This window comes from Metabacillus lacus (assembly GCF_009674805.1).
In the GTDB taxonomy this organism is placed as follows: domain Bacteria; phylum Bacillota; class Bacilli; order Bacillales; family Bacillaceae; genus Metabacillus_C; species Metabacillus_C lacus.
This window is the reverse complement of sequence record NZ_WKKI01000012.1, coordinates 22404-36607: the sequence shown is the minus strand read 5'-3', so window position 1 is coordinate 36607 and position 14204 is coordinate 22404. Positions and strand designations below refer to the sequence as shown.

Annotated in this window: 14 protein-coding genes; 5 read left to right on the top strand and 9 right to left on the bottom strand. The window is 44.5% G+C overall.

From position 1 onward, the window contains the following. Positions 1 to 6 precede the first annotated feature (6 nt). From flgM to degS, 9 genes are all read right to left on the bottom strand, one after another. Complete coding sequence (gene flgM / locus GJU40_RS08570) at positions 7 to 276, bottom strand: flagellar biosynthesis anti-sigma factor FlgM (protein ID WP_343031477.1); 270 nt, start codon at positions 274 to 276, stop codon at positions 7 to 9. Positions 277 to 345: 69 nt separating this feature from the next. After that, positions 346 to 768: a TIGR03826 family flagellar region protein gene (locus tag GJU40_RS08565; protein ID WP_154307323.1), complete on the bottom strand. Its 423-nt coding sequence runs from the start codon at positions 766 to 768 to the stop codon at positions 346 to 348. A gap of 56 nt (positions 769 to 824) precedes the next feature. Then, entirely contained in the window at positions 825 to 1295 is a 471-nt protein-coding gene (locus GJU40_RS21010) for a ComF family protein (protein ID WP_246188317.1), read from the bottom strand. 187 nt (positions 1296 to 1482) lie between these two features. Continuing rightward, complete coding sequence (comFB, locus tag GJU40_RS08555) at positions 1483 to 1773, bottom strand: late competence protein ComFB (protein ID WP_425481213.1); 291 nt, start codon at positions 1771 to 1773, stop codon at positions 1483 to 1485. A 102-nt stretch (positions 1774 to 1875) separates the two neighbouring features. Then, on the bottom strand, positions 1876 to 3351 hold the full coding sequence (locus GJU40_RS08550; protein ID WP_154307321.1) for an ATP-dependent helicase ComFA: 1476 nt from the start codon (positions 3349 to 3351) through the stop codon (positions 1876 to 1878). Between the two features lies 1 nt (position 3352). After that, on the bottom strand, positions 3353 to 3544 hold the full coding sequence (locus GJU40_RS08545; RefSeq protein WP_154307320.1) for a Myb-like DNA-binding domain-containing protein: 192 nt from the start codon (positions 3542 to 3544) through the stop codon (positions 3353 to 3355). A 171-nt stretch (positions 3545 to 3715) separates the two neighbouring features. After that, the gene (locus GJU40_RS08540) at positions 3716 to 4558 is read right to left on the bottom strand and encodes a DegV family protein (protein ID WP_154307319.1); all 843 of its coding nucleotides are present in this window, start codon (positions 4556 to 4558) and stop codon (positions 3716 to 3718) included. A 189-nt stretch (positions 4559 to 4747) separates the two neighbouring features. Next, positions 4748 to 5431 (bottom strand): two-component system response regulator DegU, encoded by a 684-nt coding sequence (degU, locus tag GJU40_RS08535; protein ID WP_154307318.1) that lies wholly within the window; start codon positions 5429 to 5431, stop codon positions 4748 to 4750. A gap of 69 nt (positions 5432 to 5500) precedes the next feature. After that, complete coding sequence (degS, locus tag GJU40_RS08530; RefSeq protein WP_154307317.1) at positions 5501 to 6661, bottom strand: two-component sensor histidine kinase DegS; 1161 nt, start codon at positions 6659 to 6661, stop codon at positions 5501 to 5503. Between the two features lie 1029 nt (positions 6662 to 7690). On the opposite strand from degS, the gene GJU40_RS08525 reads away from it, so the two are divergent. The 5 genes from GJU40_RS08525 (at position 7691) to GJU40_RS08505 (ending at position 14140) form a co-directional block, all read left to right on the top strand. Next, entirely contained in the window at positions 7691 to 8323 is a 633-nt protein-coding gene (locus GJU40_RS08525; RefSeq protein ID WP_343031476.1) for a YigZ family protein, read from the top strand. A 13-nt stretch (positions 8324 to 8336) separates the two neighbouring features. Further along, positions 8337 to 9341 carry an LCP family protein gene (locus GJU40_RS08520; RefSeq protein WP_154307315.1) on the top strand — a complete coding sequence of 335 codons (1005 nt, stop codon included), beginning with the start codon at positions 8337 to 8339 and terminating at the stop codon, positions 9339 to 9341. A 208-nt stretch (positions 9342 to 9549) separates the two neighbouring features. Next, positions 9550 to 11964, top strand: coding sequence for an N-acetylmuramoyl-L-alanine amidase family protein (locus GJU40_RS08515; RefSeq protein WP_154307314.1), 2415 nt, complete (start codon positions 9550 to 9552; stop codon positions 11962 to 11964). A 3-nt stretch (positions 11965 to 11967) separates the two neighbouring features. Continuing rightward, positions 11968 to 12609 (top strand): SH3 domain-containing protein, encoded by a 642-nt coding sequence (locus GJU40_RS08510; RefSeq protein WP_154307313.1) that lies wholly within the window; start codon positions 11968 to 11970, stop codon positions 12607 to 12609. Positions 12610 to 12613: 4 nt separating this feature from the next. Beyond that, complete coding sequence (locus tag GJU40_RS08505; protein ID WP_154307312.1) at positions 12614 to 14140, top strand: SpoIID/LytB domain-containing protein; 1527 nt, start codon at positions 12614 to 12616, stop codon at positions 14138 to 14140. Positions 14141 to 14204 lie beyond the last annotated feature (64 nt).

Here is a 14204-nt window from a genome sequence, read left to right as displayed (position 1 = left end):
CCCTGTTTATTGCTTGCTGTAAAAATCAAGCACACTTTTCGCGATTTCTTTTGAAGAGATTTCATAGTTTCCTGTCTCTATTGCGTGCTTAATAGAAGAAATTTTCTCCTGTCTGGAACGGACAATCTCATTGGACTGCTGCAGTCCCTTTGCTGCGGATGAAATTTCGATTTTATCGGATTTTTTCGTCACTGGTCCTTGTTCTGGAAGTGACTGTTTTTCATAATTTCGTTTATAAGGATTGATTCCCTGAGTACCATATTGGTTAATTTTCACGGCAGTATCATTCCTTTCATATATGCTGATATCATACTTATCGACTGATGCTCCAGCTAGTTTAGCAGTTTAGATGCTTTTGGGCTTATTGGCATAGAAAGTGGCTGATTTCGACAATTCGTTTCGCTCTTTTTTATGCTCTTCTTCCCGTTCCATTTGACGGATCTGATTGGTTAAGCTGGATTTACAGCTGCAGCACAGTTTACCCTCGCGAATGAGAGTTCCGCATTTTTCACAAGGATAGCCCAGATTCGGAAAGTTGGAAAGCTGAATTCTGCCTTGGCGGATAAACTTGAGAATCAGATCTTCCTTTACTTCAGTTGCCTCTGAAGTTTCAGAAAGGGTGCTGGAGCGGTTGTTCCGTTTTTTTAAAAATATATATACCCTCTGAAAGAGCTGCTCTTCTTCCTGAAAGCAGTCATTGCAGACGGTTTGCAGATTATTTTTCACAAAAACTTGAAAGCATTGAGGACAGTTTTCTAAATTGTTCATTCACTCTTCTCCTACATCTTACTATATCTTTATTATCGGCAGAAAGCGGAAAACGTTTAGCTTCGTATCAGCGTAAGAGAATAAACTTCGGAAGCTCCATTATCTCTCAACAGCTTAGCTGTATGATGAAGCGTGGCCCCTGTCGTATAAATGTCGTCGATCAGAAGAATTGGTCTTTGGGGAATTTGTCCAGAGAGTTTGAAAGGAAGTACCTGCATGCGTTCTTTTTTTGTTTTTTTGGATTGTTTTTCACTGCTTATTCTAATAAGGGGAGAAGAAGTGCTGTTTCTGAGCAAGGGGGCTATCAGGAGTTCTGACTGATTGTAGCCGCGTTCATATAATCGCTGAGGGCTGAGTGGAATGGGAAGAAGCAGAGGTTTTAAGGAGGAGAAATGCTGCTGATACGCTTTGACCATAAGAGGTTGAAATATTTTCGCAAGCTCCGCATCACCGCGGAATTTATAGGTGGATAGCACTTCTTTCATAAAAGGAGTGTAGCTGAAAAGAGACACGTTCCTTTGAAGCATATCGCGAAACTCCTCTGTTTCTTCCCAAATGCTGCAATCATCGCAGAGACTTTCTGTTTCTTGGGGCCTGCAGCATTTTTTGCAGACTGTTCCAGAAATCGGGAGAAGCTGAGCGCTGCATTCTTCGCAAATTCGCTTTTCTTTCTCCAGAAAAAGGAGGCTGCGCCAAGAGACCGTTACAGTAAGGCTATCTGTACAAATAAGGCACTGAATTTTCCGCCACCCCGCTTTTTCTGCAGTAAGGCTGATCAGAGACAATTTTAGAGCATTCTGCAAGCTTGACCAAAAGAGTTGTCATCTCCTGCTTGTCAACAAATTCCGCTTTCACATAGGCAGCTTTATCCTGTTGAGAGATATATCTAGGAGGCGTTTTATTCAGGGCAAGTGCCAGCACATCACTTTGGCAGCGGCTGCAGGTACATTTCATTCCAAGGCGGTCTCTGTATTCGTCAAATAAATCGATCATAATCTGCTCCATGACATTGTAAATCAGAGCAAACACCTCCTGTACTTTATTTTCCCTCATTATTGCATAAAGCGCAGTTATTGGAAATATATTGATGTTAAATTGGTAGAATAGTCATTCTCCCTGTGCAAGATCATTCATTCTTTCGATGTGTTTTTTTGCAGCTATCATATTCTCCGTTTTTCCGTAATGGTAAAAGTAGACCTTTCCATCCGGACAGTCCGGATGGCGCCCGACTCTCCCGGAAATCTGGACAAGCGCACTTTCTGTAAAAATATCATCCTCCGCTCCCAGCACCGCCACATCTGCAAAAGGGACTGTCACGCCTCTTTCCAGTATTGTTGTTGTGACAAGAATGGTCACTTTTCCTTCACGGAAGGATTCAACCTTTTCTTTTCGCTGCGGATCCTGAGAGTGAACTCCTTCCACTGCGGGAAACAACTTCTTCAGAACAGGTACAATCGCTGACAGGGTTTTTACAGTAGGGACAAACAGAAAAAGGGGCTTTTGCGCAGTTTGCTGAGTCTCCAGAAAGCTTAGCAGGTTGTTTGGCAGCTTTCCCTGCTTCAGCTTACTTTTCCAATTGCCGCACCAGTAAAAGAAAGGCACAGGCAGCGGATGATGATGAAAACGGCGTGGGATTTTAACAAAGGGAAGCTTTCCTCTGCTTGCTTGACGCTGCAGAGCTTTATCAGGAGTAGCAGACAAGTAGATCAGGGCGCTTTTTTCTTTTCTTGCAGCGTTTGCGGCATAATGAAGAGTAATATCTGCGGAATAAGGAAAGGCATCTACTTCATCAATGACCAGCACATCAAAGCTATGCTGAAAGCGAAGAAGCTGATGAGTTGTTGAGATGGTAAGAGGAGCATGTTGAAATCTGTCTTCGCTGCCGCCATACAAAGCGGCAACCTTTGTACCCGGAAAAACCTTTGCTAGTCGCGGGGCGATCTCGAGCACTACATCTGTTCGTGGCGTAGCAATGCAGACTCTGAGCCCTTTTTGAAGAGCATATTCTATGCCTTCAAACAGAATTTCTGTTTTACCTGCCCCGCAAACTGCCCAGATCAGCAGCTTTGATCGTGATTTTATTGCACTCACCATCCTGCTGGAGGCAGTCTGCTGTCCCGGTGAAAGCACACCATTCCAAGCGAGCGCAGGGTTGCCGTTAACTTCTGACGGCTGCGGCCCCCTCCAGGTGAGAAGCGGCGTGCATTCACTTACCCGGCCCATCATCAAGCAACTTCTGCAATAGGTGCAGTCCTCATTGCATCTGCTGCAAGGAAAGGAGGCAAAAAGTGCTGCTTCCTCGTTTCCGCATCTGCAGCAGAAAGCTTTGCGTCCCTTTTGAATAACGCCGTATCCATAGGAGATATAACCATTTTCATAATGTGTTTGAATTTCCTCTAGAGGAAACGGCAGCTCGTCCATCAGCAGCTTTCTGCCGTACAGAAAACTCTGAAGACTTTGTGAAAAAGGATAATTCTGTGTTAATGGAAGATGAGGCAGTGCGGAAAATGTTGAAATTGGCCTGCCATTTGAATGGTTGGAAATTGAAGAGAGTAATTTACCTTGGGATAAGATAAATTTCATGCTAGTCCATCATATAGTTTGGATTGGTAATTTTTCGATATCTTTTTTCTACGCTGAGAGGAGTTCTTTTCAGCTTTTCAGCTATTTGCCTGTACCGCATTCCACTCTCGCGAAGCTGAATAAGCCTCTTATCCTCAAGAGTTGTCCAATGCTTGTATGTTCGCTGTTTTTGCTCATTTCGCTGAAGTACCATAAGTCATCAATCTCCTTTCGTCTTCTGTATTATGTTGGAATATATACCCTTTGTCTAGATAATATTTCTAGGTTTTCGGTAGCGTTTTACAAAATATGCCATTGGAACCAGGTGTAAATTAGTAAAAAAGCACTATGAGAATATTCATAGTGCGCCTTCATAACAAAATTTTCACTTTTTATACCAGCCCAGTCCTAAAGCACCTTCACCAAGATGGGTCCCGATGACAGGGCCAAAATAACCGATTTCAAATTCAACATGAGGATAGGTCACCTGCAGCTCCGCTTTCATTAGTTCTGCCTCCTGGGGACGATTGGCATGAATCACCACTGCTTTCATGGGAATTCCAAGGGCCGCATCTTCACGAAATAGGTCATATACCCTGCTCAGCGCTCTTTTCTTTGTGCGGATTTTTTCAAACGGCACAATTTTCTTGTCAACAAAATGGAGAATTGGCTTTACCTGCAGCAGACTTCCGATAAGTGCCTGCGCGCCGCTGAGACGCCCGCCGCGCTGCAAATTTGTAAGATCATCCACCATAAAATAAGCACGCATGCTTACTTTCATTTCATTCAGCCTGTTCAAAATATCTTGCGGGGAAACTCCAGCTTTCGCCATTTCTGCCGCCTCGATTGCGTAGAAGCCCTGAACCATACAGCTGATTTCTGAATCAAAAGGATATATTTTCATTCCTTCCAGCATCTCTGCTGCTGCCGCTGCTCCATTATATGTACCGCTGATTTCGCTTGAAAGATGAACGCTGATTACAGCATCGTAATCTTTGGACAAACGATCAAATAAATCGAGAAACTGTCCGATTGGCGGCTGTGATGTTGTGGGAAGGTCTTCTCTGTTCTTTAATTCTTCATAAAAATCTGCTGCGGAGATTTGGACTTCCTCTTGATAGGTTTCTCCTCCAAAATTGACACTCAAAGGGATCATATGTATATCATGCTTGTTTCGCAGCTCTTCCGGAATATAAGCTGTACTATCGGTTACGATTGCAGTTTTCATTTCAAACAGAACCTGCCTCACAATAGAATTTATCTATCTAGTATCATACTATCTATTCTATAGAAGAAGATATAAATTTTCATTAAGATTTTGTGAAAGGGAAGGGAAAAAGGTTTAGAAACTATAGAAAAAGGGCATGGCGCCGATGCATTTATGCATGGGAACCTGCCCCTGTAGATATTTATCGAATTACCGAACTTCCACCCAGCCGTTTTTAATGGCAACGACTACTGCTTGTGTACGGTCATTTACATTCATTTTTTGAAGGATATTACTTACATGGTTTTTAACTGTTTTTTCGCTGATAAACAAAGCTTCCCCTATACCGCGGTTGCTTTTTCCGTCAGCAAGCATTTGAAGAACTTCACATTCGCGGCGCGTCAAAATATGCAGCGGCCTGCGGATTTCAGGCTGAATATGATGCCCTCCGCCCGATCCTCCGCTTGTAGCAAGACGGCGGAATTCGTTCACAAGGTTATGTGTTACTTTCGGATGCAGATAAGAGCCTCCATCCGCTACAACCTTAACAGCTTCAATCAGTGTGTCAGCGTCCATTTCTTTTAACAGATATCCGCGGGCACCGGTTTTCAGCGCATGCGTTACGTAGTTTTCATCATCATGTATGGATAGGATAATAACCTTTGTTTCTGGATTGGCTTCAACAAGCTGTCTTGTTGCTTCCACTCCGTTCACGTTCGGCATATTGATGTCCATAATCACAACATCAGGCTTGTGCTCTTCTACCAGTCTTAGTGCTTCGTCTCCATCATCGCCCTCCGCAACAACTTCAAAGCTTGGTTCAAAGTCGAGGATTCTTTTTACTCCTTCACGGAAAAGTTGATGATCGTCTATAATTGTTATTCTAGTCTTCATGCTCACGCCTCCCTATGTTCATAGTATTCTATCGGAACTTCCCTGCGTCAATGGGAACATATATCTAGGTTATTGAAGAATGAGCGGTACCTGAATCATAATAAATGTCCCAAGGCCTACCTTTGAGTCGATTGTCATCTTCCCGTTCAGCAGTTCCACTCTCTCGCCCATTCCGAGCAGCCCGAAAGATTTCACTTCTTTTGTCTTGATTTCTCCCAATTCAAACCCTTTTCCATTATCTTTAATGATAAGAATGACATTTTCTGAGTTAACTTCAACTTTTACTGAAATTTCCTTTGCTTCCGCATGTTTCAAGGCGTTTGTCACTGCCTCCTGAGCCATTCGGAACAGGGCGACCTCAAAGCGGGAAGGAAGCCGTCTCTCTTCCCCGGCACCAACACTTGTAAACAGGATCTTTGTACTTCCGTCATAATCTTCTATTGTATGAAGATATTTTCGCAATGTCGGGATGAGTCCAAGGTCATCTAGTGCCATTGGCCTAAGGTCGTAGATAATTCTGCGGACTTCATACAAAGCATTGCGGACGTTTTGGCGCAGGCTGCGGATTTCCCCAAAGCCTTCTTCGGTTCCCCGCTCCCTGAAAATGCGCTCAATCAGCTCTGACCGCATCATTACATTTGCGAGCATTTGCGCTGGTCCGTCATGAATTTCACGGGACACCCTTTTGCGTTCTTCTTCCTGCGCTTCTATAATTCGCAGTCCAAAGTCCTGCTTTTGCTGGGCATCTTCCAAAAGAATGCCAACCTGCCTTAAATCTTGATTCAAGTAATTCAGCACAACTGAAATTTGACCCACAAGCGATTCTGATCTTTCAATAATCTCCTGAAGGCCCAGAAGCCTCCGCTCTAAATCATCCCGCCTGTCGCGCAGCTGCTTTTCGCGCTGCTGCATCATGCTTAGCTCTACCTGAAGCGTATGAGCTTTCTCATAGGCGTCACGAATTTCATCCTCGCTGAACCTGTCAAAATGTTTGCTAACCTCCGACAATCTCTTTCTGGCCAGGCGGGCATGCACTTCTAGCTTGTCCCCGCTGTCAATCACATCTGTTACCTGTTCTTTTATATCCTTCAGCTCTTCTACAAGCGATTCATACTGCTGGCGGCTATGTTCGCCAATTTGAAATATCTCATCCTTGCTGGAATCAACAGTTGTGACCATCTTGCCAATAATGTCATCCAGCAGCCTGCTATCCAGCTTATTGGAAGCCATGCCAATTACCCCCATCGATGCAGCTCAAAGGCATCAAAAATTTATTGAAGTGAAAATACTGTCGCTTTATAATGAAAGAATGACCAGAAAAGCGGAGGGCGCCTGCACAGGCCTGACAAGCATAAGATGGCTTGGACGTAAGGGCGCTTTTTGCCCTTATGGCCTAGACAGCTTATGACCTCGAAGGCCTGGCGCCCGGAGCTGGACAAGAACGAAAAGCGGAACCGGCTTGTCAGGCCCGACCAGCATAAGACGAGCATCTCTAAAAGGCGCTCTTTGCCTTTTTGAGATGATTGGCTTATGACCTCGAGGGCCTAGCCGGTGGAGCTGGACAAGGTAGAAAACACAAACCAAGGATGTCTTGCTAAAAGCGCCACGTCCTGTGGCAACGCATGACTGTCCGACATCCTGTCGGCCTTCGACCAGCATAAGGCGAGCATCTCTAAAGGCGCTTTTTGCCTTTTGAGATGATTGACTTATGACCTCGAGCGGCTGGCCGGTGGAGCTGGACAAGGAAATGCGCAGGGCGCCTTATTAAGGATGTCATGCTAAAAGCGCCACGTCCTGTGGCAACGCATGACTGTCCGACATCCTGTCGGCCTTCGACCAGCATAAGGCGAGCATCTCTAAAGGCGCTTTTTGCCTTTTGAGATGATTGACTTATGACCTCGAGGGCCTGGCTGCCGGAGCTGGACAACGAAAAGCGGAAGGCGCCTTATTAAGGATGTCATGCTAAAAGCGCCACGTCCTGTGGCAACGCATGACTCGACATCCTGTCGGGCTCCGACCAGCATGAATACCTTGAACAGAAACGGGTAAAAAGCGACACCCTTCCTTATGTATACCCTTTCGCTTCCTGCTTGTCTCAGCTTTATGCTTTGAAGTCAGTTTCTATAGGATCTTTCAATAAAAGTACACAAATTAGTATAAAGGCTACTTTGAACAAAATAACAGATACAATAGTCCAGACTTTACATCGAAATGCTTTCGGTTTCGATATACAAATTGTCCGCTAGGAGGTGTATAAGCGTGCTTTCTCATTATTATACAGTAAAAGAGTACGGAGAGCATGAGATTACCATTCAAAAATCACGTTTTATTTGTTATGCAAAGCGTGCTGAAAGGGAAGAAGACGCACAGGCGTTCATTCAGGAAATCAAGAAAAAACATCATAATGCAAATCATAACTGCTCTGCCTATTTAATCGGCGAGCACGATTCCATCCAAAAAGCCAATGATGACGGCGAACCAAGCGGAACAGCCGGAGTGCCGATGCTGGAAGTCCTGAAGAAAAGGAAGCTGAAGGACACAGTGGTGGTTGTAACCCGCTACTTTGGCGGCATCAAGCTTGGGGCGGGCGGATTGATCCGTGCTTACGGAAAGTCTGTCTCGGAAGGTTTGGATGCGATCGGCATCGTAGAGAGAACACTGATGCGGGTGATGCATATTAAAATTGAATATACCTGGCTCGGAAAAATAGAGAACGAGCTGAGATCTTCCATATATACAATAAAAGACATTTCTTATGTAGAGGATGTTGAATTTCAAGTGTACGTGGAAGAAGGCCAAAAAGGAGAGTTCAGCGAGTGGATGACTGAGCTGACCAATGGAAAAAGCACCGTGGCCGAAGGGGAAGTCACATACTTAGAGCAGCCTATCTAGAGGAGTAGATTTCATGACAGATTTACGAAGATCCAATAAGAAGAAGAAAAAGAAAAAAATCAGGTGGCTTCGCGTATTGCTGACGGTATTCGTCCTGTCTTTCCTGATTGTCGGGGGCTATGCCGCCTATCTCGCCTACACTGCTTATGATGCAGCCAACCAATCCTTTGAAGAGCTAAACCGCGGAGAAAAGTCGAAGCTTCGTGAAGAAGCAGTTGAGCTTGCCAAAGATCCGGTCAGCATCCTGATTATGGGAGTGGAGGACTATTCGACAGGCGGAGCAGACGGGCGCAGTGATACATTGATTTTGATGACGCTGAATCCAAAAGAGAAAACGATGAAAATGCTCAGCATTCCCCGTGATACACGTGTGAGCGTCCCAGGCAGAGAGCGAAAAACTAAAATCAATCATACCTTTGCATACGGCGGGAAAGACCTGACGATAGAAACGGTAGAGGATCTTCTTGAGATACCAATTGATTATTATGCGACTGTCGGCTTTGACGGCTTTAAAGAAATCGTTGACGAGCTGAACGGTGTGGAAGTAGACGTTCCTTTCGACTTTTGGGAAAAAAGCGATGAAACTGGAAAAAGAATTTACTTTTCAGAAGGCCCTAAGACGATGAACGGCGAAGAAGCTTTGGCATATGCAAGAATGAGAAAGCGTGATCCCCGCGGAGACTTTGGCAGAAACGAAAGACAAAAACAAATTATTTCTGCTGCCATTGATAAAGCCATTTCACCTTCTAACCTCTTGAAAATTGATGATATTGCCTATCATGTCGGCCAAAATGTGAATAGCAATCTGAGAATCTCAGAAGCACTTTCTTTTCAGCGAAGCTATTCAGGATTTTCCGGCTCCAGCATTGATAAGCTGACACTGGAAGGCGAGGACATCTACATTGGCGGAGTATATTATTTTGAACCCGATGATGAAAGCCTGCTGACCATTCAGGAAGAGCTTCAAGTCCACTTGGAGCATGCACGCCCCGCTTACAGCCGTAAAAATACTGAATAAAAAGATGTTTAGGTCCAGTTACCTATTTTTCTAGAAAATCAATCCATTTTTTCTTACAATTTCGTAAACAAATAATAATAATCTGTAAAATGTTTAAAAAGTCCTAGGACATATCCCGACATATTTGTTAAAATATAGACAAAAATATCCTCTGATGGCAGTCAGAGGTATTTTTTTTGAATAAAATATAGGGAGTGATCAAAGTAAATTGAAAAAATGGGTGTTTGCTATCGTATGTTTTACTGTCATTGGACTTTTACCCATTCATTCAAACGCTGAAACTATCTTTAAACCCCTGCTGGGCGAGGTAATTTCAGACTCAACTGCAATTCACAGAGGTGCCACTGCGGACTATGCTGTTGTGAAGACAATTCATAGACCTGATAAGGTTACTGTAATGGATGAATTTGTAAACAATTCAGGAGAAAAATGGTTCAGGATTCAGCATGGGGGCACAACCGGCTGGACAATGAGCAATGCCGTTTCAACCAGCCCGAAGTTGGATGCATTTCTTTTTACTGCAAAAAGCAATGTAACGATCCACAGAGGTGCCACGAAGAATTACAGCATTACAGAGACATTGGAAAAAAACACCATGGTGAAGGTACTCGACTCATTTGTCAACCAAAACCATGAAATTTGGCTTCGCATAGAAGCTTACTCAGTTACTGGATGGGTATTGATGAACGATCTTAGCCAGAAACCCGAAAAGTTATCTGGCTTTGTAGAAAAGGGCGGAATTGCTGTCAAGCGCGGAGCAGAGTCCGGCTACCTGACAATTCATACATTGAAACAGGATGAAAGGGTCAGCATCATCGACTTCTTCACCAATTCAAATCATGAACCATGGTACCGGTTAGAACTGTCCAATGGCACAATGGGCTGGGTTCCTGCCGCACAATTAACATTAAGAGCAACTGCCAGTCCCTCCAACTTGATCGAACACTCAACAATTGTGTATGCAAAAGTAGATCAAGCCACTGTGAGAAGCGGGGCTCTGAATAGTTACCGCATTGTATATCAGGCTAAGCTGAACGAAAAGCTTTCGGTTGTCAGCTCTTTTACAAACAATCTTAATGAGAAATGGTACCGCGTAGAATTTGCACCTAACCAGTTTGGCTGGATTCATAACGTCCAAACAGGTACAGAGCCGACACTTAACGGGATTTTCTATGTAAGAGTAAACAACACAAATATACGTTCAGGCGCATCAACTGATTACAGAATACTTACTGCATTGAACAGCGGAACATCTGTTAAGGTCGTTGATCAATATGTAAACAGTTCAGGTCAACGCTGGCTGAGAGTCCAGCTAAACCAAAGTACGTTCGGGTGGGTTCTGTCAACATTGCTGCAGGACAAGCCTATGGAAAGCAGCATCAGCAAATTAATCGGTACTTATAATGCCGAATTGCGCAGAGGTGCAGGCTACTCTTATGCTGTGGTGGAAAAACTGCCTTACAACAGCAGAGTCACATCCCTGTCTGAATTTTTAACAAACACTGGAGAGCGCTGGGTAAACGTTGAGCTTTCCAACGGGCGCAGAGGCTGGGTTCCGCACTGGGAGCTTTACGACACGCTCTCTTCCAGAAAGTTCGTTTACGTGAAATCCAGTGATGTTATCAGAAGAGGCGCTTCCGCATCCTACGCGTCAAGGGCTTCTGTCAGCGGCGGAGAAACACTGCTGCTTCTGAATGAAATCAACGGATGGTATAACGTGGAAACGCTGAAAGGCGTCAGAGGATGGATTCAAAGCACAAAGGTCGCTGCGTATCAGCCTAATGGATTGATGAACTTCAGAGTCACCTCAAACAGCAGAACTGATACTGAGCTTACTTGGGACAAAACCACTTCAGCTGCATTATCTTATAAACTGCTGAGCGACCGTTCTATTCAGGTGAACGTGAAAGGATTAATGGTTGATTTGCCGGCTGGAGCATTAAAAGGTGTCAGCAGCATTTCTCATTCCGGCGACTTCCTGACAATCAAGCCTCAGGCAAATTACATGTTTACGGTCAGGGATAAAAACAACCAGCTGAGCCTGACGGTGATGCCGGTTGGAATACAAGGAAAGAAAATCATCATTGATGCAGGCCACGGCGGAACAGATCCAGGTGCGATAGGTCCTACAGGTTTGCGTGAAAAAGAAGTGGCACTTGCTGTCGCTAAACATCTAGCAACCTATTTAACCAGCAATGGCGCACATGTGTCATATACGAGAGAAACTGATATCTATTTAACTCTCGATCAGAGAACAACCATTTCAAATTCTTCCGATCATGATATTTTTGTGAGCATTCATGCAAATGCCAGCACGAATAAATCAGCCCGTGGAACAGAAACATTCTTTAACTTGGCTTATAACTTTAATGGAGACAAGAGCTCCATCTTGTCCCGTCTGATTCAGCAGGAGCTTGTTAAGCAGCTGAATACAACGGATCGAGGTTCAAAAGCAGCTAATTTCTACGTGCTGCGTTATAACAATCTTCCAAGTGCATTAGTTGAGCTTGCCTTTATGTCTAATCCGACAGAAGAAAATATGCTGAGACAGGACCTTGTTCGCAAAAGAGCGGCAGAAGGTATTTATAACGGAATTAAAAAATATTTTGATGGAGGCTATTAAGCTATGAAAAAGAAACAGGCTGCACTGATTTTTGCCAGCGGTATTTTATTGGGAAGCATGGTAACACCTGCAATCTCTTCTGCCAACAGCAATGTGATTCTTGCAAGCGTTGAATGGGTCAATTCCCAGCTGAATCCCTTGAAAACAAAAGTAAACAGCCTTGAGGCTGAAGTGGCAGCTCTTCGCCAGGCAGTGAGCAACGGAGGCGGAGCTGCTGTTCCTGCCCTGCCAAGCTCAGTAAACGTGAAATCTGTTATTGCAGATGTGCATTCCGGCGCTTTAAAACAATACCGCATCCTTAAAAGTTTTCCTGCCGGCAGTTCTTTAAAAGTAGTTCAAGAGCATACAAATGCGGAAGGAAAATGGTACAGAGTAGAAATTTCTTCCGGTACCTTCGGCTGGATCCAGGCTGGTGAAGTCACCACAGCTGCAGTTGCTCCTTTTACAACATTCAGTGTGAAAACAACAGGAGCAGTACGCAGCGGAGCTACTGCAGATTACAGACAGGTCGGAACCGCTTCTGCAGGTCAGAACCTGAAATATATCACTGCATTTAAGAATAATAAAAATGAAGTTTGGTATAATATTGAGCTTGCAAACGGTACGAGAGGCTGGATAGAGGCCAAGCACGGCGAGGTGAAATAATCACATGAACTGTAAAAAATGGTTCGGAGGCATCGCCCTCTCAGCTGCTTTGATTGCGGGTGCCGGTGCACCTGCAGCTTCAGCCTATGAAAAAGCAAGCTACAGCAGCCAGGTAAATGTTCAGCTGAAGGAAGATGCATCACTATCTTTTCAGCTAAACGGGCTGTTTGAGCTTGAAAACCTGACTTCACGGGACAGAGTCCTTCTTTTGCCGGGATTAACACTCTCCGCTTCGTCACCGGGAAGCAGGCCGACACTTACTGCAAACGGTCAAACATATACAGCAAATGCAGGCTTCCGCATATCTGAGACAAAAAACCCGACATCCAGATATGCTAAATTTACGAGTGACACTGTTGTTCGCAAGGGTGCAGGCGCAAGCTATGATGCTGTTAGAACTTTAACAAGAAACGAAGCTGCAGAGTATATTTCATCGATCACTAGCGGTGGAGTTGTCTGGTACAACATTCAGCTTTCTGACGGGGTAAGAGGATGGGTCAGTTCTCAAACAACTCTTCTTGAAAACTCACCAGCAGGCATTTCGACGATCCGCTACAATCATGCTTCATACAGAGGAAGTGCAGAGCTGAAAGCGAACGGAAGCAAAATCCGTTTAACCAATTCCCTTGCTCTTGAAGATTATCTTAAAGGTGTTGTGCCAAATGAAATGCCGGCATCATGGCATATTGAAGCGTTAAAAGCACAAGCGATTGTAGCAAGAAGCTATGCTGCCAACACCATGTCGCTCAGCAGCACTACAGCCAGCCAGGTGTATAAAGGATATTCATCTGAAACGGCTTCAACAACAAAAGCAGTCACTGACACGGACGGCATAATGGTGAAATACAACAACAAGCCGATTCAAACCTTCTTCTACTCAACAAGCGGAGGAAGAACAGCAAATGTCGGAGATGTATGGAACTCCAGTCAGGCAAGCTTTCCCTACCTGATATCAGTGGCAGATCCATATGAGTCTTCCCCGCACAGCAGCTGGAGGGAAACATTTAGTTCAAGTACGATACTTACAAGCTTTGGATACAATCCTAGCAACACTGTACTGTATGATGTAAAAGCCAATCCAAAAGGAGCAAACGGGGAAATCGGCAGTGTGACTGTTACTACGTCTAACGGGACTAAAACACTTTCCGGCAATGAAAATGACATTCGCAAGCTCTTCCCTGTTCCGGCAGCATACAATATGCTTCGCTCCAACTGGTTTACACTCTCAGCGAGCAAAGGATATACCATTCAGAGAGCATCATCCTCTGACGGGGCTTACAGTGTAAACGGAGCACAAGTGATGCTCGCAAACGGTTCAACAGTCGCTGTAAATAGCGGGACTGCGACCATTCAAACAGCATCTGGCACGATTACAAGAGAAGCTGATCCTAAATCCATCGAGATAAACGGAAAAGGCTGGGGCCACCGTATCGGGATGAGTCAATACGGAGCTAAAGGCTTCGCTGAAAACGGCACAAAAGCTGAAGACATCGTAAGACATTACTACCCGGGCACAACCGTATCAAAATAAAGACCAGAAGATGATCCAAAGCAGCCGCTGAAAACGGCCTTTGGGTCATCTTTTTTTGCTTTAC

Excerpts from the sequence above, each read along its gene's own strand:
- GJU40_RS08565 (WP_154307323.1), bottom strand. The coding sequence starts at position 768 with ATGAACAATTTAGAAAACTGTCCTCAATGCTTTCAAGTTTTTGTGAAA.
- GJU40_RS21010 (WP_246188317.1), bottom strand. The coding sequence starts at position 1,295 with ATGCTTCAAAGGAACGTGTCTCTTTTCAGCTACACTCCTTTTATGAAA.
- comFB (WP_425481213.1), bottom strand. The coding sequence starts at position 1,773 with ATGGAGCAGATTATGATCGATTTATTTGACGAATACAGAGACCGCCTT.
- GJU40_RS08550 (WP_154307321.1), bottom strand. The coding sequence starts at position 3,351 with ATGAAATTTATCTTATCCCAAGGTAAATTACTCTCTTCAATTTCCAAC.
- GJU40_RS08545 (WP_154307320.1), bottom strand. The coding sequence starts at position 3,544 with ATGGTACTTCAGCGAAATGAGCAAAAACAGCGAACATACAAGCATTGG.
- GJU40_RS08540 (WP_154307319.1), bottom strand. The coding sequence starts at position 4,558 with ATGAAAACTGCAATCGTAACCGATAGTACAGCTTATATTCCGGAAGAG.
- degU (WP_154307318.1), bottom strand. The coding sequence starts at position 5,431 with ATGAAGACTAGAATAACAATTATAGACGATCATCAACTTTTCCGTGAA.
- degS (WP_154307317.1), bottom strand. The coding sequence starts at position 6,661 with ATGGCTTCCAATAAGCTGGATAGCAGGCTGCTGGATGACATTATTGGC.
- GJU40_RS08520 (WP_154307315.1), top strand. The coding sequence starts at position 8,337 with ATGACAGATTTACGAAGATCCAATAAGAAGAAGAAAAAGAAAAAAATC.
- GJU40_RS08510 (WP_154307313.1), top strand. The coding sequence starts at position 11,968 with ATGAAAAAGAAACAGGCTGCACTGATTTTTGCCAGCGGTATTTTATTG.
- GJU40_RS08505 (WP_154307312.1), top strand. The coding sequence starts at position 12,614 with ATGAACTGTAAAAAATGGTTCGGAGGCATCGCCCTCTCAGCTGCTTTG.